General features: G+C 66.4%; 15 protein-coding genes and 1 pseudogene. 8 read left to right on the forward strand and 8 right to left on the reverse strand.

The window, feature by feature from the left end; genetic code table 11:
* Positions 1–17: 17 nt before the first annotated feature.
* From Q0632_RS21005 to Q0632_RS21020, 4 genes are read right to left on the reverse strand one after another with little or no spacing between them, the layout of a single operon-like run.
* Positions 18–488, reverse strand: coding sequence for a nucleoside deaminase (locus tag Q0632_RS21005; RefSeq protein ID WP_298933900.1), 471 nt, complete (start codon positions 486–488; stop codon positions 18–20).
* Complete coding sequence (locus tag Q0632_RS21010; RefSeq protein ID WP_298933903.1) at positions 481–1257, reverse strand: ABC transporter permease; 777 nt, start codon at positions 1255–1257, stop codon at positions 481–483. The genes Q0632_RS21005 and Q0632_RS21010 overlap by 8 nt, the downstream gene beginning before the upstream one ends.
* The gene (locus tag Q0632_RS21015) at positions 1254–2093 is read right to left on the reverse strand and encodes an ABC transporter ATP-binding protein (protein ID WP_298933905.1); all 840 of its coding nucleotides are present in this window, start codon (positions 2091–2093) and stop codon (positions 1254–1256) included. The genes Q0632_RS21010 and Q0632_RS21015 overlap by 4 nt, the downstream gene beginning before the upstream one ends.
* A gap of 3 nt (positions 2094–2096) precedes the next feature.
* Entirely contained in the window at positions 2097–3134 is a 1038-nt protein-coding gene (locus tag Q0632_RS21020; protein ID WP_298933906.1) for an ABC transporter substrate-binding protein, read from the reverse strand.
* Between the two features lie 299 nt (positions 3135–3433).
* Between Q0632_RS21020 and Q0632_RS21025 the strand changes: the two genes are divergently transcribed.
* The gene (locus Q0632_RS21025) at positions 3434–3700 is read left to right on the forward strand and encodes a GlsB/YeaQ/YmgE family stress response membrane protein (RefSeq protein ID WP_298933909.1); all 267 of its coding nucleotides are present in this window, start codon (positions 3434–3436) and stop codon (positions 3698–3700) included.
* 88 nt (positions 3701–3788) lie between these two features.
* Here Q0632_RS21025 and Q0632_RS21030 read toward each other — a convergent pair whose 3' ends face one another.
* Genes Q0632_RS21030 through gcl form a run of 3 tightly spaced genes read right to left on the reverse strand, consistent with a single transcriptional unit; the run spans position 3789 to position 7258 of the window.
* The gene (locus Q0632_RS21030) at positions 3789–4691 is read right to left on the reverse strand and encodes a 2-hydroxy-3-oxopropionate reductase (protein WP_298933911.1); all 903 of its coding nucleotides are present in this window, start codon (positions 4689–4691) and stop codon (positions 3789–3791) included.
* Positions 4688–5464, reverse strand: coding sequence for a hydroxypyruvate isomerase (gene hyi / locus Q0632_RS21035; RefSeq protein WP_298933913.1), 777 nt, complete (start codon positions 5462–5464; stop codon positions 4688–4690). The genes Q0632_RS21030 and hyi overlap by 4 nt, the downstream gene beginning before the upstream one ends.
* 3 nt (positions 5465–5467) lie before the next feature.
* Positions 5468–7258, reverse strand: coding sequence for a glyoxylate carboligase (gene gcl, locus Q0632_RS21040; protein WP_298933915.1), 1791 nt, complete (start codon positions 7256–7258; stop codon positions 5468–5470).
* 113 nt (positions 7259–7371) lie between these two features.
* Between gcl and Q0632_RS21045 the strand changes: the two genes are divergently transcribed.
* Positions 7372–8286 (forward strand): LysR family transcriptional regulator, encoded by a 915-nt coding sequence (locus Q0632_RS21045; protein ID WP_298933917.1) that lies wholly within the window; start codon positions 7372–7374, stop codon positions 8284–8286.
* A gap of 171 nt (positions 8287–8457) precedes the next feature.
* Here Q0632_RS21045 and Q0632_RS21055 read toward each other — a convergent pair.
* Positions 8458–8691 (reverse strand): annotated as a pseudogene (locus Q0632_RS21055) (IS110 family transposase); the annotation flags it as partial.
* A 529-nt stretch (positions 8692–9220) separates the two neighbouring features.
* On the opposite strand from Q0632_RS21055, the gene Q0632_RS21060 reads away from it, so the two are divergent.
* The 6 genes from Q0632_RS21060 to Q0632_RS21085 all read left to right on the forward strand — a co-directional run bounded on the left by Q0632_RS21060 (position 9221) and on the right by Q0632_RS21085 (position 19585).
* Positions 9221–9781, forward strand: coding sequence for a GNAT family protein (locus Q0632_RS21060; protein ID WP_298933918.1), 561 nt, complete (start codon positions 9221–9223; stop codon positions 9779–9781).
* A gap of 114 nt (positions 9782–9895) precedes the next feature.
* The gene (locus Q0632_RS21065) at positions 9896–10183 is read left to right on the forward strand and encodes a hypothetical protein (RefSeq protein ID WP_298933920.1); all 288 of its coding nucleotides are present in this window, start codon (positions 9896–9898) and stop codon (positions 10181–10183) included.
* Positions 10184–10355: 172 nt separating this feature from the next.
* Entirely contained in the window at positions 10356–10574 is a 219-nt protein-coding gene (locus Q0632_RS21070; protein WP_298933922.1) for a hypothetical protein, read from the forward strand.
* A 2-nt stretch (positions 10575–10576) separates the two neighbouring features.
* Positions 10577–11059, forward strand: a complete 483-nt coding sequence (locus Q0632_RS21075; protein WP_298933924.1) for a helix-turn-helix transcriptional regulator — start codon at positions 10577–10579, stop codon at positions 11057–11059.
* A complete protein-coding gene (locus Q0632_RS21080) occupies positions 11059–11466 on the forward strand; it encodes a VOC family protein (protein WP_298933926.1) in 408 nt (135 codons plus the stop codon). The genes Q0632_RS21075 and Q0632_RS21080 overlap by 1 nt, the downstream gene beginning before the upstream one ends.
* A gap of 424 nt (positions 11467–11890) precedes the next feature.
* Positions 11891–19585 (forward strand): DUF4214 domain-containing protein, encoded by a 7695-nt coding sequence (locus Q0632_RS21085; protein WP_298933928.1) that lies wholly within the window; start codon positions 11891–11893, stop codon positions 19583–19585.

Consider the following 19585-nt stretch of genomic DNA (forward strand, 5'->3'; position numbering starts at 1 on the left):
ACTGACGGGGCACTGGCCTAGGACCAGAAGCCGCTGTGCAGCTGGGCGATCTCGGCTTCCACCGCCGCCACCGGCCCCGTCACCTGCACGGCCTTCTGGCCGCGCGCGAAGACCTCGCGGCAGGGCAGGTCCATGGTCGGGTTCTCGCTGTGCTTGCCGGTGAGCTCCAGCAGACGCCGCTCCGACAGGCCGTAGACCAGGTGGCCGATGTGGGCCCAGTACTGGGTGCCGGCGCACATGGCGCAGGGCTCCGCCGTGGTCACCAGGGTGCAGTCCCAGAGGTAGTCGGGCGCGAAGTTCTGGGCCGCGCTGCGGGCCAGAACGGCCTCGGCGTGGTTGACCGTGTCGACATTCCCCTGTTCGGCCAGCACCGTCTCGCCGTCCGGCGCCACCAGGATGGCGCCGAAGGGATGGCGGCCCAGGCCCATGGCCCGGCGCGCGACTTCGTTGGCGCGCCTGAGGTGTCGGACGACCTGATCGTCATTCACCCTGGCTGCCCCGATGGGCCCAGCCGGTCGTGTGCTTCTCGACGGCGCTGAACAGCTCGTACATGACCATGGCCATGACGCCGATCACCACCAGGCCGGCAAAGGCCAGGGGCATGCGCTGCTGCGAGCCGGCTGTCTGCATCAGGTAGCCGATGCCCGAGTCGCCCGCCGTCATCTCGGCCAGCACCGTGCCGACGAAGGCCAGTGTGATGGCGATCTTGAGCGAGCCGTAGAAGTAGGGCATGGAGCGCGGCAGGCCGACCTTGACCAGCACGTCCCAGCGCTTGGCGCCCAGCACCCGCAACACGTCCTCGAGCTCCGGCTCCAGCGTGGCCAGGCCGGTGGCGATGTTCACCGTGATCGGGAAGAAGGAGATCAGGAAAGCGGTGAGGATGCCCGGGCCGACGCCGATGCCGAACCAGACGATCAGGATGGGCACGATGGCCGCCTTGGGCACGGCGTTGAAGGCCACCAGCAGCGGATACAGCGCCGCGTACATCATGCGCGAGGAGCCGATCAGGAAGCCCAGCATCACGCCCACCACGATGGACAGGGCAAAGCCCACCATCGTCACCCAGAAGGTCTTCCAGGCCGCCTCCATGATGGGGCCGAAGAACTCCTGCATGGCCAGGGTGATGGTCCAGGGGCTGGGGAAGATGTAGTCGGGGATGGTGAAGGCCGAGCACACCAGCTGCCAGACCAGCAGCATGGCGGCGGCGGCGATCACGGGTGCCCATCCCTCGACGCGTTTGCGGTGCGCGGCGTTCATTGGGCCACCTCGGCGCCTGCCGTGGCCGTCGTCTTGCGCATCGCGCCGATATGGCCGCGCAGCTCGTGGACGATGTCGGTGAATTCCTTGGTGTAGGTGATCTCCAGCTCGCGCGGTCGCGGCAGATCGATCTCCTTCTTGACGACGAAGCGGCCCGGGCTCTTGCTCATGACGTAGACCGTGTCGGCCAGGAAGACCGATTCACGCAGGTCGTGCGTGACCAGGATGACGTTGAAGCGCTGCTCGGTCCACAGGTCGCGCAGGATGCACCACAGCTCCTCGCGGGTGAAGGCGTCCAGCGCGCCGAAAGGCTCGTCCAGCAGCAGCATCTTGGGCTCGTGGATGAGCGCGCGGCAGATGCTGGCGCGCTGCTGCATGCCGCCCGAGAGCTGCCAGGGGAACTTGTCCTCGTAGCCGCCCAGGCCAACCTTTTGCAGCAGCTTGCGGGCCCGCTCCACGTACTCCTTGCGCTTGGCCTTGAAGCTCGAGCGGTAGGGCTCGACGATCTCCAGCGGCAGCAGCACGTTGTCGACCGTGGTGCGCCAGGGCAGCAGCGAGGGCGCCTGGAAGGCCATGCCCGAGATCTTCAGCGGGCCGGTCACCGGCTGGCCGTCGATGCGGATGCGGCCCATCGAGGGCATGCGCAGCCCGGTGGTCAGCTTCATGAAAGTGGACTTGCCGCAGCCCGAAGGCCCGACGATGGCGATGAACTCGCCCTGGCGGACCTTCAGGTCGATGGCCTCCACCGCGAAGTGGTTGGCGCGCAGCAGCTCTTCGTTGTAGGCGAGCCAGACGTCCTGGAAATCAACAAAAAAGTTGTCTTCTGTTTCAGGCATCAATCACTTCTTGGCCGGCGGCAGCACATTGAGTTCCGCCTTGGTCGGCAGGAAGCTGGCGTTCCAGACGGCGTCGGCGTTGACGCGGGTCTTGGTGGCGAAGGCGTCGGAGACCTGCGAGGCCATCAGCGACATGCGGCCCGGGTTGGCCTGGCCGAAGCCCTCGGCGCGGGCGTCGGGGCTGGCGACCACGGAGTCGATCGCCATCTTCAGGCGGCGCGTCTCCAGCTCGGTGTTGATGATGCCGTCGCGGGCCTTGACGTACTGGATGGCGTCGTCGGGCTTGGCCATGACTTCCTTGGCGCCCTTGGTGAAGGCCAGCAGGAAGGCCTTGACCGCCGCCGGGTTGTCCTTGAGCAGCTTGGGCGAGGCGATGATGACGTTGCCGTACAGCTTCACGCCGTAGTCGGCATAGGACAGGGTGACGATGTCGTCCAGCTTGACGCCGCGCGCTTCCAGGTTGAGCAGCGAGGTGAAGGAGAAGCCCGTGATGGCGTCGATGTCCCCACGCACCAGCATGGTCTCGCGCAGCGGCGGGTCCATGGCGGTCCAGGCCACGTTGCTCACGTTGTTGGCCTTGGCGAAGATCGGGTAGGCACGGCGGCCGGCGTCGAACACCGGGGCGCCCAGCTTCTTGCCATTGAGGTCGGCCGGGGTCTTGATGCCCGACTTCTTCAGGGCCATGACGGCAGCTGGCGTGTTGTTGTAGACCATCATCACGGCCACCGGCTTGTTGGGTGCGTCCGGGTTGTTGGCGTGGAACTCCATCAGGGCGGCCATGTCGGCAAAGCCCATGTCATAGGAGCCCGAGGCCACGCGGGTGACGGTGCCGCCCGAGCCGTTGCCGGCGTCCACGCTCACATCCAGCTTGGCGTCCTTGAAATAACCCTTGGCCACCGGCTGCAGGAACAGGGCGGCCGGGCCTTCGAAACGCCAATCCAGCTGGAACTTGATGGGAGTGAGGGCTTGCGCCTGCGCGCCACCAAAGGCGGTGGCGGCGGCCAGGACGAGGGCGGACTGGAGGAAGACCCGTTTTTTCATTTGAAAAGCTCCAAAGCAGGAAAAAGAATGACTGGCAGGCTGGAAGCAAAAAGGATGCCGGTATCCAAGATGGGGCACAACTTGGACGGCATTGTCGCCCGACTGCCGCAGCCAGCCCTTGCGGGAAAACCCACCGCAGCCCGAGGTAGGGCCTGTCCCACGCCGCCTCGGCGCGGTCTCGCACGGGCAGGCCGTCCCACCGACTACGCGGACGCTGCACGCCGCCCAGCACATTGCTCCTCACACCGCCCGGTCGGGCGGCTTTTCAACAACAGGCCGTTGCGGCCAAGGAGAACATCATGGGTTTTGTGCTTTGGCTCATCGTAGGGGGTGTGGTGGGCTGGCTGGCCAGCCTGATCATGAAGACCGACGGCCAGCAAGGCATCTTGCTGAACGTGGTGGTCGGGATCGTCGGCGCCTTTCTGGGCGGCTGGATCATTTCGCCGCTGGTGGGCGTGGCCACCATCAATGAAGGCTTCAGCCTGGGCTCGGTCCTGGTCTCGCTGATCGGCGCCGTCATCCTGCTGGCCATCGTCAACCTGTTCCGCCGCGGCCGCGTGCGCTGAGCAAAAAAAGAGGCCGAATCGGCCTCTGGCTCCCGCCAAATGGGCCTGAGCCGCTACTGAAAATGTAGCGCCTCAGGTCTTTTTGTGTTCAGGCGTCGGGACAGACCGGGTGCTGGGCCATGTTTTCGATGGCCTTGACCAGGGCCGAGTGGTCGGCCTGGCCCAGGCCCAGGGCGACGCAGGACTGCATCAGCTGCGCCGCCATGGCGGTTTGCGGCAGGGCCATGCCCAGGGCGCGCGCGCCCTGCATCGCCAGGTTCAGGTCCTTCTGGTGCAGGGCGATGCGAAAGCCCGGCTCGAAAGTGCGCTTGATCATGCGTTCGCCATGCACTTCGAGGATGCGCGACGCTGCGAAACCGCCCATCAGGGCCTGGCGCACCCGGGCCGGGTCGGCGCCGGCCTTGGAAGCAAAGACCAGGGCTTCGCTGACGGCAGCGATGTTCAGGGCCACGATGATCTGGTTGGCCACCTTGCAGACCTGGCCGTCGCCGGGGCCGCCGACCAGGGTGACGTTCTTTCCCATCAGGTCCAGCAGGGGCTTGACGCGGTCGAAGGTGGCCTGCTCACCGCCGACCATGATGGTCAGGCTGGCGGCCTTGGCGCCGACCTCGCCGCCGGAGACCGGCGCATCCAGCCATTCGCAGCCCAGCTCCTGGATCTGTTTGGCGAACTTGCGCGTGGTGATGGGGTCGATGGAGCTGCAGTCGACCACCGTCTTGCCCTTGGCCAGGCCTGACGCCACGCCGTACTCGCTGAACAGCACGGCCTCCACGTCCGGCGTGTCCGGCACCATGATGAAGATGATGTCGGCCCGCTCGGCCACGCCGCGGGCGTTGGTGCAGATGGTGGCACCGCCGTCGGCCAGCGCCTGCGGCATCTTGCCGGCCGTGTTGACGAACAGGATGTGGCCGGCGTTGAGCAGGTGGCCGGCCATGGGCGTGCCCATGATGCCCAGGCCGATGAAGCCGATCTTGAGTCCGGATTTGGTCATGCTTGTTCCTTCAGCCATCCCAGGCCTTCGCTTGTCGTGGTCCTGGGCTTGTATTCGCAGCCGATGGTGCCGCTGTAGCCCAGACCATCGATGTGGCGAAACAGCCAGGGGTAGTTGATCTCGCCCGTGCCCGGCTCGTTGCGGCCGGGGTTGTCGGCCAGCTGGATGTGGGCTATGCGAGCGAAATGCTTTTTCAGATTGCCACCCAGCTCGCCCTCCATGCGCTGCGCATGGTAGATGTCGTACTGCAGGAAGAGGTTGTCCGAGGCCACCTCGTCCATCAGCGCGATGGCCTGCTCGGTGCGGTTGAGGAAGAAGCCGGGGATGTCATAGCTGTTGATCGGCTCGATCAGCAGGCGGATGCCCACTTCCTTCAGGGCTGCGGCGGCGAACGCCAGGTTGCACACCAGCGTGGCATGGGCGGCTTCGGGTGTCACACCGGCCGGCAGCTTGCCGGCCAGGCAATTGAGCTGCGGGCAGGCCAGGGCCTTGGCGTAGTGGATGGCCTGGGCCGCGCCCTCGCGGAACTCCGCCACCCGGTCCGGGTGGCAGGCGATGCCGCGCTCGCCGGCATCCCAGTTGCCGGCCGGCAGGTTGTGCAACACCTGCTGGAGGCCATTGGCCTTGAGCGCGGCGGCGAGTTCTTCCTTGGCATACGGATAGGGGAAGAGGTATTCCACATGCTTGAAGCCGGCTGCGGCGGCCGCGGCAAAGCGCTCCATGAAGGGCAGCTCGGTGAAGAGCATGGTCAGGTTGGCGGCGAAGATGGGCATGGTTCAGTCCAGCATCGGAGCGACGGCGGTGGGCGCGTCGGCGGCCGTGGTCGCCAGGTCCTCGAACTCCATGATGTTGTTGATCTCCATGCCCATGGCGATGTTGGTCACCCGCTCCAGGATGACCTCGATCACCACTGGCACCTGGAACTCCTTCATCCAGACCTCGGCCTGCGCGATGGCCGGCTCCAGCTCGTCGGGGCGGTGCACGCGGATGGCCTTGCAGCCCAGGCCCTCGACCACCTTGACGTGGTCCACGCCATAGGCGCGCTCGGGCGCCGATTCATCCAGGATGTTGATGTTGTCGAAGCCCAGCTGGACGCAGTAGTCCATGTCGAAGTTGCGCTGGGCCTGGCGGATCAGGCCGAGGTAGGAGTTGTTCACCACCATGTGGATGTAGGGCAGGCGGAACTGCGCGCCCACGGCCAGCTCCTCGATCATGAACTGGAAGTCGAAGTCGCCCGACAGTGCGACGATGCGCCGCGTCGGGTCGGCGGCGCGTACGCCCAGGGCGGCGGGCACCGTCCAGCCCAGCGGGCCGGCCTGCCCGCAGTTGATCCAGTGGCGCGGCTTGTAGACATGGAGGAACTGCGCGCCGGCAATCTGCGACAGGCCGATGGTGCTGACGTAGCAGGTGTCCTGCCCGAAGGCCTTGCCCATGCCCTGGTAGACCCGCTGGGGCTTCATGGGCACGTTGTCGAAATTGGTCTTGCGCAGCATGCTGCGCTTGCGCTCCTGGCACTCGCCGGCCCAGGCATTGCGGGCTTTGAGCGCACCGGCAGCCTTGCGCTCGCGCGCCACCTGCACGAACAGCTCTAATGCGGCCTTGGCGTCCGAGACGATGCCGTAGTCGGGCGCGAAGACCCGGCCGATCTGGGTCGGCTCGATGTCCACGTGGACGAACTTGCGGTCCTTGGTATAGACCTCGATCGATCCCGTGTGGCGATTCGCCCAGCGGTTGCCTATGCCCAGCACAAAGTCCGAGGCCAGCATGGTGGCGTTGCCGTAGCGGTGGCTGGTCTGCAGGCCGACCATGCCGGCCATCAGCGGGTGGTCGTCGGGGATGGTGCCCCAGCCCATCAGGGTGGGAATGACGGGCACGCCGGTCAGCTCGGCGAACTCCACCAGCAGGGCGCTGGCGTCGGCGTTGATGATGCCGCCGCCGGCCACGATCAGCGGGCGCTGCGCTTCTTCGAGCATGGCCAGGGCCTTCTCGATCTGGGCGCGGGTGGCGGCCGGCTTGTACAGCGGCAAGGGCGAGTAGGTGTCGGGGTCGAACTCGATCTCGGCCACCTGCACGTCAAACGGCAGGTCGATCAGCACCGGGCCGGGCCGGCCCGAACGCATCAGGTGAAAGGCCTGCTGGAAAGCGCGCGGCACCTGGGCGGGCTCGCGCACCGTGACCGACCACTTGGTGACGGGCTTGGAGATGGTCTCGATGTCCACGGCCTGGAAGTCCTCCTTGTACAGGCGGGCGCGCGGCGCCTGGCCGGTGATGCACAGGATGGGGATGGAGTCGGCCTGGGCCGAGTACAGGCCGGTGATCATGTCGGTGCCGGCGGGGCCCGATGTGCCTATGCACACGCCGATGTTGCCGGCTGTGGCGCGGGTGAAGCCCTCGGCCATGTGGGCGGCGCCCTCCATGTGGCGCGCCAGGATGTGGCCTATCGTGCCCTGCTTGCGCAAGGCCGAGTACAGTGGGTTGATCGCCGCACCGGGGATGCCGAAGGCCTGGGTGATGCCTTCTTTCTCCATCACCCACACGGCTGCCTGGGCTGCGGTCATTCTTGCCATTGCTGTCTCCTTTACTGCTATCGGGGTCACGACTGTAGGAAGGCGCGGCGGATTGAAGAAGACGGCTGGGGGCCATAACATCCATTCCATAACGGAATAGATGGAGACAAGCCATGGACCGCCTGCAGGCAATGGAGATGTTTGTGCGGGTGGTGGAGACGGGCAGCTTTTCCAAGGCCGCCAAGGAGTTTTCCACCACCCAGCCCACGGTGACCAAGCAGGTGGCGGCCACCGAGGCGCGGCTCAAGGTGCGGCTGCTCAACCGCAACACCCGCGGCGTCAGCCTGACCGAATCGGGCGCGCTGTACTACGAGCGCTGCAAGAGCATCGTGCGCGACGCGCAGGAAGCCGAGAGCATCGTGACGCTGCGCCAGTCGCAGGCCCAGGGCCTGCTGCGCATCGGCACCTCGGTGGCCTTCGGCCGCCGCGTCGTTGTGCCGCTGGCGCTGGCGTTCATGGCCAAGCACCCGCAGGTGCAGGTGGACCTGAGCTTCGACGACCGCTACAGCGACCTGGTGGCCCAGGGCCTGGACGTGGCCCTGCGCATGGGCAAGCTGGCCGACTCCACCTTGGGCGCGCGCCACCTGGGCATGAACCCCTGGCTGCTGGCGGCCTCGCCCAAGTACCTGAAAAAGCACGGCACGCCCAAGCGTCCCTCGGACCTGAGCGGCCACAACGCGCTGGTCTACAGCAGTGTTCAGGGCGACGATGTGTGGCGGCTGGTCTCGCCCAAGGGCGAGCCGGTGACGGTGCCGGTCAGCGGCCGCCTGCGTTCCAACAATTTGTCGGCCGTGCTGGCGGCTTGCCGCAATGACCTGGGCATCGCCGCGCTGCCGCGCTACGTGGCGGCCGATTCACTGCAAGCCGGCCAGGTGGTGGAGGTGCTGCGCGACCACAGCCTGCCCGAGCAGGAGATCCACGCCGTCTTCCCCTCGCCCAAGCTCGTGCCCGGCAAGGTCCAGGCGCTGATTGCTTTTTTGCAGGGACACTTTGGGGCGAAGTGGTGGGAGACGCTGCCCAAGGCTTGATGGGCCCTGCCAGTGCGGACCTCACCCGGCCAAAATGGCATCCAGAGGACTCCTTGTGCCGCCCGCGGCCACCTTCAGGACATGCGTGTAGATCATCGTGGTGCTCACATCGCTATGGCTGAGAAGCTCCTGCACTGTGCGGATGTCGGTGAGCGCATGCGGCACCTCGAACTTGGGCGCCATCAGCCGCACGGTGTGGCCGTGGGCGGCGAACAGGCGTGCCCAGTGGTGAGCGCCCGAGCATGCCTCCATCCCGATCAGGCACGGCGGCAGCGACGCGACCAGCTCCAGCAGCTTGGCGCGCGCAATGCCCGGGCGTACCAGGCCGGGCTTGCCTGTGGCGTCCACGCCATGCACGGCGAAGACGTTCTTTGCCAGTTCAATTCCCAGAGTGACAATAGCCAACTTCCCCTTCCGAGTGAGTTGATGAGACCTTCGCACTTCCCATCGTGGCACTTCGTTGCCGGTCGCCGCAACACGCGGCTGGCCCGGGACGGGGAAGTCCCTTTCATTCGTTAGGGCGCATGTGAAGCGTAGCCTCATGCCACCATTTCTAGCAGCGGCGATTGTGTGCGCAGCGCTCATCTGCACAGCTTTGGGCTACATGGGAATTTCAGAGCGTCAGCTCACTACCGGAAGTCGCACCGGAATTCACACGGCCTACGACCTTTTGGCTGTAGTCGAGGGGTGGTTCTTCATTGCTGCGGCGCTCGCAATCTTGGGAGTATTCGCGAGCGCAAGTAGGTTCAAGCGGTTGATCTGGGCAGCGCTCGCCTCGGGGTGGACGGTCGCGGTTGCTGTCTACTTCGCGTGGTTTTACTAGAGGAGCGGCTATGCACCCTAACAGGTTGTTGGACACGGACGCACAAGTGCGTATGCTTCCTTCGGTCGCACCTGGCTTGTGCGCCGGTCAACTCCGACGTTTGACCGCACTATGAGCCACTTCCCGGAGCTCGAGACTCAGAATCTCCTTTTGCGGGAGATCGTTGACACTGATGCTGAAGATCTTTTGAGCATTCATGGCGACGCCCAGCACATGAAGTGGTTTGGATCGGATCCCTTAACAGGCGTCGAGGGGGCGAGAAGACTGATCCAGACGTTTGCGAAATGGCGTGAGGAACCTGCGTCCGGCACCCGCTGGGGCGTACAGTTAAAAAGCGTCCCCGGCCTGATTGGATCTTGCGGCCTGTTCCGCTGGAATCGAAACTGGAGAATGTGCGTGGTGGGCTATGAAATTTCCCCACGGCACCAGGGCCGCGGCTATATGAGTGAGGCTCTAGCTGCGGTTCTTGCTTGGGGATTCAGGGAGATGGAGTTGAACCGAGTAGAAGCAAATGTGCATCCCGACAACCGAGCGTCCTTAGCCTTGCTTGGGAGGCTCGGTTTTGTGGAGGAAGGGTGTCTACGAGAAGTCGGCTATTGGGCCGGGTCACATCATGACTTGATGCTGCACTCACTCTTGAAGCGGGAGTGGAGGAGCGGCGGTGCGGTCTAACGGGTCGTTCGACGCGGACACGCACCGGCACCGCGCCGCAAAGCGTGTGGACGAGCCTGCGCCATGCGGCGCAGTATCGGTGCGCGCCGGGCAACTCCAACGTTAGAGTTCACCATGACAGTCTGGTTTTTGATCGTTGCGGTTTCTGCATTCGTGGGTGCCATGTGCGCACGCATCCATCGAAGGTGGTTCTCCATTCTTGCCGGCGCTGCTATCCCCTGGTTCGGCTTCCTGTCGCTCTTGCTCGTTGAAGCGTATGTGTTGCCATACCGCGGCGGCGGAGCGACCATGTGGCCAATTGCTCAACTCTTTGGCGGCACTGCCGCAGCGCTCATCGGCGTGGGCTCGTGTGTGCTGTTCCGGGGCCGCCGTCGCGGCAAGGAAGCTCCTGGTGAGCCCTAACTTGGCAATCGATACGGACGTCCTATCTGTCGGCTTTCGCCGCCCGACTGTCCGTCGGTCATTTCTACGTGAGAGCGGTCTATCTCTGGACGCATCCCGCTGGACGAGGTCCGCTATGGTCGGAAGCGGACATGCCGGTCTTCCATATCGCCTGTCTCGTTAGACTGGCGCAATGCCTCCCCTGCGCTTAAGCGTCTTCGGCCGCATCTACCTGGTCCAGCGCGAAGCCGGCTTGTGGCAGGCCTACGCTGTGGGTGCGGACTGCAAGCGCAGTCCGGCCGGCTTCGTGGTGCCGGACTTCATTGAAGCAGAGGAAATTGCGCAGTTCCTGTTCGACCTGTTCCACGAAAGCGCCACGCCGGGCAACGGCGATGTCAGCCGGATTGCGTGACCATGGACCTGCCCGCTCCCATCCAAGCCGAGGTCCTGCGCCGCCTGCTGCGCGCCAGGGACAGGATGGACGCCGCTTCGCAGGAGGCCTGGCCGGTCGAGCGGCTGGCGCGCGTCAGCCACATCTCCGAGGCGCACTTCGCGCGCCTGTTCAAGCAAGCCTTCGGCGTCCCGCCGCACCGCTATCTGCTGACGCGGCGCATCGAGAAAGCCGCGACCCTGCTGCGCGACACGGACATGCCCATCACCGAGATCGCTTTCGGCACCGGTTGGGCCAGTCTTGGCAGCTTCGGGCGTACCTTCCGCGACATCACGGGCGAGAGCCCAAGCGCCGTGCGCTCCCGCGGGCCGGCGCTGGCGCCGGGCTATGTGCCAGCCTGCTTCTTGAGTGCGGCGCAGCGACCCGATCTGAGAACCGCAGTTTCGGAGAAGCGGCGCCAGGCGGCGGCCGGTACAACCACGGCTTCAGAAACAAAGGAGCTGTGATGAGCCAAGGTGTTCAGTCGGTGGGGTTGTATGTGCGAGACCAGGACGAGGCGCTTGTCTTCTATGTGGACAAGCTGGGTTTCAAAGTCCACACGGATGTGCGCAACGGTGACTACCGATGGCTGACGGTGCAGCACCCGGACCAGCCTTCGTTCCAGCTGGGTCTGTGCAAACCCGGCCCGCCAGTCATGGACGACGCGACTGCCCAGGCACTGAACGCGCTAGTGGCCAAGGGCGCGATGCCGCCCCTGGTGCTGAGCGTCACGGACTGCCGCGCCGCCTGCGAGCAGATGCGCGCCAGGGGCGTGGAGTTCACGCAGGAGCCGACGGACCGCTACGGCACGGTGGACGCGGGCTTTCGCGACCCCTCGGGCAATGGCTGGAAACTCGTCCAGGCGCGCGGCTGAGGCCGCTGCTTTCGTGAAGTAGTTCCTCGATACGGGATCCATAAGGGGGCGCAAGCCAGGCCGGCCGGGGGGGCGGGGCGGTTTTTACTTGGCGTTTCGAGGCGAAATAGCCGTCAAGCCCCTGAAAATAAAGCCTTCGTTGCTATCAACTTGGAAGCAAAAAAGGCCTGCTCACCTGAGGCTGTTCGTTTGGGTCACGTTCGCTTACACTCCGCGGGCATTTCCCGCCTGGGGTGTGGTCCCCTCAACGAAAGTCTGTCTGCGGTGCCTGGGCAGTTCAGCCAGCACCGCCAGCGGCCTCCAACCTGCCGCCGCCTTCGTGTCGCCACGCAAGCTGCCCCGCGCAGCGTCCTGCGTTCCCATCCTTGATCCCAGTCTGGCATGACGCGTCGCTTGACGTGGAAGGCCATTTTTGAGTCTGAAAATGTCCGTCACCACCGACCAACTGTTCCAGCTGTACCTTGCCTACTTCGGCCGCCCGCCTGATGCGGATGGCATGCGTTTCTACACCAGCGGCAACCATGAACTCAAGGACGTGGCCGCCGCCTTCAGCGCCTCGCCGGAGTCGGTGGCCCTGCACGGCAGCAGTTTCGGGACGGCCCAGGTCAACGCGATCTACCAGAGCCTGTTCAACCGGGATGCGGAGCCTGCAGGCCAGGCCTACTGGCAGCAGGAAGTGAACTCGGGGCGCCTGAGCCCCGCCCAGGCCGCCATGGCCATCCTGACCGGCGCGCAGAATGCGGACAAGGCCGCGGTGAGCAACAAGCTGGCGCTGGCGCACAGCTTCTACGAGCAGCTCGACACCCCGGCAGAGATCAACGGCTACGCCGGTACCGCGGCGGCCGCGCTGGCCCGCAACTTCATTCACTCTGTGGATGCGTCGGACGCCAGCCTGGCAAGCGCGCAGGCGTCGCTGCAGGCCAAGGTGCTGGCGATCACCGGCACCGGACAGGTTCCTCCGGTCGGGCCGCCGGCAGCGCCCGACCCGGTCTTCGCCGTCAGCAAGGATGGCGGCGACATCGTTTCCTTCACCACTGCCGGCGCGCAGATCAGCGTGACCGAGGCGCTTGGCGTCTTCACCTTCACCAGCAGCGGCACCACCGGCACCGCCGCCGCTCCCATCACCGGCATCGTCGTGCCCACCGGCACCACCCTGAGCATCAGCAGCGTGCTGGCGTCGGGCAAGACCTTCAGCGGCGCCGGCACGGCCCTGGTCGTGGCGAACACCACCGGCGAGGACCTCAGCACCTTCACCGCCACTGGCGTCACAGGCTTTCAGCTGACCAGCGGGGAGAGCTACACGCTGACCGCAGCGCAAGCCGCGATCGGCCGCATCGGTGCCGCTGGCGCCGCCGGCACGCTCACCGATGGCGGAACCATCATCGTCCGCGACAGTCTGGCAGCCCTGGGCGGCGGCGTCGCCGCCACGCTCAAGACCAAGGGCGCCGACAGCGTGATCGCCACGGCCGCCACCAGCGCCGACGTGTCGGCCATCAGCGTGGCGGGCATCGACAGCATCACCCTGGCCACCGGCCAGAACTACACCATGACGGCCGCACAGGCCGCGCTGGTGGCCACGGCGCCGGGCGCACAGACGCTGACCTTGACCACGCCGGCCTCGGGCACGCTCAGTGCGGCAGTGGAATCCTTCGTGCTGGGCAACTTCGCCAACACCGCGACACTGGGCGCAGCGGCGCAGAACGTCAGCGGCGCCGCCGGCACGGCCAGCAGCCTGGCCATCGGTGGCCTGGCCGCCACCGGCACCTGGACCCTGGCCAACGGCGCGGACACCCTGGTTGCCACCAATGGCGCGAACATCGCCGGCGTCAACGCCGGCGCCGCCACCACCGCCGAGAACCTGACACTCACCGGCGCCATCACCATGACGCGCGTCCAGCACGAGGCCTTCACCGGCACCGTCTTGGCGACCGGCGGTGCCGATGCGATCACCATCAGCGGCGCCGGCGCGGTGACGGCCAAGGCCGGCATCGAGTCCTATGCGCTGTCGGGCGGCGGCGCCAACGACATCACGGTGCTGGCGGGCACGACTGGCCTGACCGGCGCGGCCGGCAACGCCACCACGGTGACCGTGGGCGGCGGCACAGTGGCGGGCACCTGGGCCCTTGGCAATGGTGCCGACAGCATCGTCGCCACCGATGGCGCCGACATCTCCGGCGTGAATGCGGGCAGCGCCACCAGCGCAGAAAACCTCACGCTGACAGGCGGGGTCAGCATGACGCTGGCACAGCACGATGGGCTGGCCATCACGGCGGCCGGCGGCTCGGACAAGATCAGCATCACCACCGGCGGTGCGGTGACCGCCAAGGCCGGCATCGAGTCCTATGCGGTCTCGAGCGGCGGCACCAACAGCATCATGGTGCTGGCCGGCGCGACTGGCCTGAGCGGCGCGGCTGGCAACGCCACCACGGTGACCGTGGGTGGCAACACCGTCAGTGGCACCTGGGCGCTGGCCAACGGCGCCGACTCGCTGGTGGCCACGGATGGCGCGAGCATCGCCGGGGTCAACCTCGGCGCGGCAACGACTGCGGAAAACCTCACGCTCACCGGTGGCATCGCCATGACGCTGTCGCAGCACGACGCGCTGGCCATCACGGCAGCCGGCGGTGTGGACAAGATCAGCATCACCAGCGGCGGCGCGGTGACCGCCAAGGCTGGCATCGAGTCCTATGCGGTCTCGGGTGGTGGCGCCAACAACATCACGGTGCTAGCGGGCGCGACTGGCATCAGCGGCGCGGCCGGCAATGCCACCACGGTGACCGTCGGTGGCGGTACCGTCAGTGGCACCTGGGCCCTGGCCAACGGTACCGACAGCCTCGTTGCCACCGATGGCTCCGACATCTCGGGGGTGAATACGGGCAGCGCCATCAGCGCAGAAAACCTTACGCTGACTGGCGGGATCGCCATGACGTTGGCGCAGCACGATGGGCTGGCCATCACGGCGGCCGGTGGCGCGGACAAGATCACCATCAGTAGCGGCGGCACGGTGACGGCCAAGGCCGGCATCGAGTCCTATGTGGTCTCGGGCGGCGGCGCCAACAACATCACGGTGCTGGCGGGGGTGACCGGCCTGACCGGTGCGGTCGGCAACGCCACGACGGTGACCGTGGGTGGCAACACGGTGTCGGGCACCTGGGCGCTGGGCAACGGCGCCGACGTGCTGGTGGCCACCAGTGGTGCCAACATCGCCGGCGTCAACACAGGCGCGGCGACCACGGCTGAGAACCTCACACTCACTGGCGCCATCACCATGACGCGCGTCCAGCACGAGGCCTTGGCTGTCGCGGCGGCCGGCGGCGCCGATGCGGTCACCATCACCACCGCAGGTGCGGTGACAGCCAAGACTGGCATCGAGTCCTATGCGCTCTCGGGTGGTGGCGCCAACGCCATCACATTGCTGGCGGGCGCGACAGACCTGAGTGGCGCGGCTGGCAATGTCACCACGGTGGCCGTGGGCAGTAGCACGGTGTCAGGCACCTGGGCCCTGGGCAATGGTGCCGACGCGATCGTCGCCACCAACGGCGCGAACATCGCCGGGGTCAACGCCGGCGCGGCAACGACCGCTGAGAGCCTGACCCTGGCCGGTGGGATCGCCATGACGCAGGCGCAGTACCTGGGCCTGACGTCCATCACGGCCGCCGGCGGCTCGGACGCCGTGGCCATCACCAGCGGTGGCGCGGTGACAGCCAGGGCCGGCATCGAGGCCTATGCGCTGTCTGGCGGCGGCGCCAACAACATCACGGTGCTGGCGGGTGCGATCGGCCTGACCGGTGCAGCCGGCAACGCCACCACGGTGACGGTCGGCGGCAACACCGTCAGTGGCACCTGGGCCCTGGCCAACGCCGCTGACAGCCTCGTCGCCACCGATGGCGCCGACATCTCGGGCGTGAACACGGGCAGCGCCACCAGCGCAGAAAACCTCACGCTGAGCGGCGGCATCGCCATGACGCAGGCGCAGTACCTGGCCCTGACATCCATCACGGCCGCCGGCGGCGCCGATGCGGTCAACATCAGCACCGCTGGCGCGGTGGCGGCCAAGGCCGGCATCGAGTCCTATGCACTCTCGAGCGGCGGCACCAACAGCATCACGGTGCTGGCCGGCGCGACTGGCCTGAGCGGCGCGGCTGGCAACGCCACCACGGTGACCGTGGGTGGCAACACCGTCAGCGGCACCTGGGCCCTGGCCAACGGCGCCGACGTGCTGGTGGCCACCGATGGCGCGAGCATCGCCGGGGTCAACGCCGGTGCGGCCACGACTGCCGAGAGCCTGACGCTGACAGGCGGGATCAGCATGACGCTGGCGCAGCACGACGGCCTGGCCATCACGGCCGCTGGCGGTGCTGATGCGATCACCATCAGCACTGCCGGCACGGTGACGGCCAAGGCCGGCATCGAGTCCTATGTGCTCTCTGGCGGCGGCGCCAACGACATCACGGTGCTGGCGGGCACGACCGGCATCACAGGCGCGGCCGGCAACGCCACGACGGTGACCGTGGGCGGCGGCACGGTGGCAGGCACCTGGGCCCTGGCCAACGGCGCCGACGCGCTGGTGGCCACCAGTGGTGCGAACATCACCGCCGTCAATACCGGCGCAGCAACCTCGGCCGAGAACCTCACGCTGACCGGCGGCATCACGATGACGCGCGACCAGCACGAGGCCTTCACCGGCACCGTCTCCGCCGGCGGCGGCAGCGACTCGGTGACCATCACCACCAGTGGCGTCGTCACGCTGAAAGCTGGCGTAGAAAGCTACATCGTGGCGCAGCAAGCCGGCACGCCCAACACCATGTCGGTGTCTGCTGCGGTTGCCGGCGTCAACATCACGGGTGGCAAAGGCGATGCCTTGGTTGTCGTCGACACCAATGTCACCGCGACCGGCAACTGGTCGCTCAACGGCACCAGCGACGGCCTCAGCGCCGCGACCGGCGCCAACATCAGCGGTGTCAACGGCGGCCTGGCCACCACAGCCAAAAGCCTGAACCTCATCGGCGCCATGACCATGACGCAGGCGCAGCACCAGGGATTCACCAGCTTCACGGCGGTGGGCGCCTCGGACTCGATCACGATCACCACCGGCGGCGCCATCACGGCCGGGGCCGGCATCAACAGCTACGTGCTGTCGGGTGGCGGCGCCAACAACCTAGCGGTGCTCTCGGGCACGACGGGCATCACCGGTTCAATGAAAAACGCCACGACGGTGACCGTCGCGGGCCAGACCGTGGCCGGCACCTGGGCGTTGGCCCACACCACCGACGACACGATCGTCGCCACCGGCACTTCGAACATCGCCGGCGTCAATGGTGGCGCCGTGACCTCCGCCGAGAAGCTCACGCTCACTGGCGCCATCACCATGACGCGCGACCAGCACGAGGCGCTCGCCATCACGGGCGCGGGCGGTTCGGACGCGGTGACCATCACCACCCAGGGCATCGTCACGCTGAAGGCCGGCGTCGAGAGCTACATCGTGTCGCAACCTGGCAAGGCCAACACCGTGTCGATGACCACCGCTGACGGCGGCGTGAACATCGCTGATGACAAAGGCACGACGACTGTGGAGATCGATGCCGGCACCGTTGTCACCGGCACCTGGTCCCTGAGCGGTAACTTCGACGCGATCGGCGCCGCCAATGGCGTCAACCTCAGCGGCATCAATGGAGGCGCTGACACGACGGCGAGGTACCTCACCGTCAACGGCAGCACGATCTCGATGTCGCAGGCGCAGCACGAGAAATTCACCAGCATTGTGGCAAACGGCAGTTCTGATGTGCTCACGATCACCTCAGGCGGCGCGGTGAAGGCATGGACCGGCATCGAGACCTATGCGCTGTCGGGTGGCGGCGCAAACAACATCACGGTGCTCACGGGCGCGACCGGCATTACCGGGTCAGCGAATTACGCCACGACGGTGACCGTCGGGGCAGGGCTGGCCGTGTCGGGCACCTGGACGCTGAACAACGGATTCGACGTGATCACCGCCGCCAGTGGTTCCAGCATCGCCGGTGTCAACGGGGGCGCGGGCACCACGGGGGCGGAAACCCTGAACATCACCGGCACGGTCAGCATGACGGCGGCCCAGCACGGGGCGATGGCCATCGCGGTGGGAAGCAGCACCGACGCGGCGAAGATCACCACAGGCGGTACCGTCAACGCCAAGGCCAGCGTCGGAACCTACAGCCTGTCCTCCGTCGCGTCCAACACGCTCAACGTGAACGGAGGCAAGCTGGATGTCGGCATCATCGGCGATGCGAGCAACGCCACGACGGTGAGCATTGGCGGCAACACCGTCACCGGCACGTACATCCTGAGCAACGCAGCCGATGTGCTGGACGCCACAGACGGCGCCAACATCGCAGGCGCCACGCTAACGCAGGTCGAGCGCTTGGCAATGGCCGGCGCCGTGACCATGCGGGCCAACCAGTACGGCGCGTTCAGCCAGATCACCGCGGGCGGCAGCAACGACAGGATCATCCTGACCCAGGCGCTCGGCGCAAGCTTGCTGAACGCCGCGGTGGAGCACTTCACCCTGGCCGCGGGCAACAACTCGGCCACCCTGGAAGCCGCGCAGACCGTCGACGCGACGGCGCTGACCGCGGGCCAGGCTCTGTCGCTGGCAGGCAGCTTCGCCGCGACCGTCACACTGACGGCAGGCGCGCTGTCGGCGGGCTCGGCGAGTGGCAACCTGACCGTCAACGCAGGCACGGCCGCCAACACCATCATCGGCGGCAGCGGCAACGACACGGTCAACGCAGGCGGCGGCGACGACCTCATCACCGGCGGCAACGGAACCGACACCCTCAACGGCGACAACGGCAACGACACCTTCTTTTACGATTCGATGGCGCTGTTTCTTTCGGCGAACGCGCTGCTCGACCTGGTCAATGGCGGCAGCGACATCGACACCGCCGAGATTGAAGGCAGCATCATCCTGGCGACGGCGTCCGACCTGACGCGCATGACCAGCGTCGAGAGGATCACGGCGCGGTCCCTATCCACGGCCCTGCAGACGCACAGCGTCATTGTCAACAGCGACTTCAACCTGGGCGGCGTGACCACCATCGACCTGTCGGGCGACACCAACAGCGGATCGGCCGCGACCATCGATTTCACCGGCGTCACCACCGCCATGACGCTCAAGGGCGTGGGCGCGGGCAAGAACACCATCACCGGCGGCTCGGGCGCGGACACGCTGATCGGCAGCACGGGCGTCGGCACCGTCAACACCATCAACGGGGGCATGGGCGCGGACACCATCGTTGGCGGCTCAGGCCACGACTTCTTCATCTACGACAGCGCGGCCGCCGCGGTCGCGGACGACGTCACCGGTGGGGGGGGCACCGACAGCGTGCTGTTCAGGTCGACCACGGGTGAGACGCTGGTGGTGGGCAACAACTTCAAGGCGGGCCTTTCCTACATGGTCACCACCAACAGCACCGCAACGGCCAACGGGACGACCGCCGAAAACATCAATGCCAGCACCCATACGGGGGGCGCCGTCACGCTGACCGGGAACGCCGGCAACAACATCCTGACCGGGTCGGTGGGTGCGGACACGCTGGTCGGCGGCGGGGGCAACGACACCATGCGCGGTGGCGCCGGCGGTGACACCATCACCAGATCTCCCACAGGCACGACAACCTATGTCTTCGAGAACACGGCCAGCAACAACGGCAACGACTCCCTGAACGGAGTGCGCGCTGACAACACCTACAACGACGTCTTCAATTTCTCCGCGTTTCTGGGCACCAGCGTCGTCAAGCGCGCCGCGGTGGACGCGATCGAACCGCTGGTGGGGCTGGACCTGACGACCGGGCAGAACGTCGGCATCCGTTATGGGACTGGCAGCTTGGGCACTGGCAACATCCGGCTCGCGACTGACAACGCCGTGGCCGGCGAAGTGGCCATAGCCGACGACGGCAAGGCCGTGGTGTTTTCATTCTCATCGGGCAACTCAAGTGGCTCCGCGACCGGCACGATCTACTACGTGCAAGACACCCTCATTGGGGGCGGGCAGCAATGGGAGGTGTTCGCGGTCGGTTCGATCAACAGCAACTCCGGCAGCACGAGCGTCACGAACTTCGCAATTTATAGCAACTACATCTAG

Source organism: uncultured Ramlibacter sp. (assembly GCF_936925435.1).
Classification (GTDB): Bacteria; Pseudomonadota; Gammaproteobacteria; order Burkholderiales; family Burkholderiaceae_C; genus Ramlibacter.

Excerpts from the sequence above, each read along its gene's own strand:
- Q0632_RS21010 (WP_298933903.1), bottom strand. The coding sequence starts at position 1,257 with ATGAACGCCGCGCACCGCAAACGCGTCGAGGGATGGGCACCCGTGATC.
- Q0632_RS21015 (WP_298933905.1), bottom strand. The coding sequence starts at position 2,093 with ATGCCTGAAACAGAAGACAACTTTTTTGTTGATTTCCAGGACGTCTGG.
- Q0632_RS21020 (WP_298933906.1), bottom strand. The coding sequence starts at position 3,134 with ATGAAAAAACGGGTCTTCCTCCAGTCCGCCCTCGTCCTGGCCGCCGCC.
- Q0632_RS21025 (WP_298933909.1), top strand. The coding sequence starts at position 3,434 with ATGGGTTTTGTGCTTTGGCTCATCGTAGGGGGTGTGGTGGGCTGGCTG.
- Q0632_RS21030 (WP_298933911.1), bottom strand. The coding sequence starts at position 4,691 with ATGACCAAATCCGGACTCAAGATCGGCTTCATCGGCCTGGGCATCATG.
- hyi (WP_298933913.1), bottom strand. The coding sequence starts at position 5,464 with ATGCCCATCTTCGCCGCCAACCTGACCATGCTCTTCACCGAGCTGCCC.
- gcl (WP_298933915.1), bottom strand. The coding sequence starts at position 7,258 with ATGGCAAGAATGACCGCAGCCCAGGCAGCCGTGTGGGTGATGGAGAAA.
- Q0632_RS21045 (WP_298933917.1), top strand. The coding sequence starts at position 7,372 with ATGGACCGCCTGCAGGCAATGGAGATGTTTGTGCGGGTGGTGGAGACG.
- Q0632_RS21060 (WP_298933918.1), top strand. The coding sequence starts at position 9,221 with ATGAGCCACTTCCCGGAGCTCGAGACTCAGAATCTCCTTTTGCGGGAG.
- Q0632_RS21065 (WP_298933920.1), top strand. The coding sequence starts at position 9,896 with ATGACAGTCTGGTTTTTGATCGTTGCGGTTTCTGCATTCGTGGGTGCC.
- Q0632_RS21070 (WP_298933922.1), top strand. The coding sequence starts at position 10,356 with ATGCCTCCCCTGCGCTTAAGCGTCTTCGGCCGCATCTACCTGGTCCAG.
- Q0632_RS21075 (WP_298933924.1), top strand. The coding sequence starts at position 10,577 with ATGGACCTGCCCGCTCCCATCCAAGCCGAGGTCCTGCGCCGCCTGCTG.
- Q0632_RS21080 (WP_298933926.1), top strand. The coding sequence starts at position 11,059 with ATGAGCCAAGGTGTTCAGTCGGTGGGGTTGTATGTGCGAGACCAGGAC.
- Q0632_RS21085 (WP_298933928.1), top strand. The coding sequence starts at position 11,891 with ATGTCCGTCACCACCGACCAACTGTTCCAGCTGTACCTTGCCTACTTC.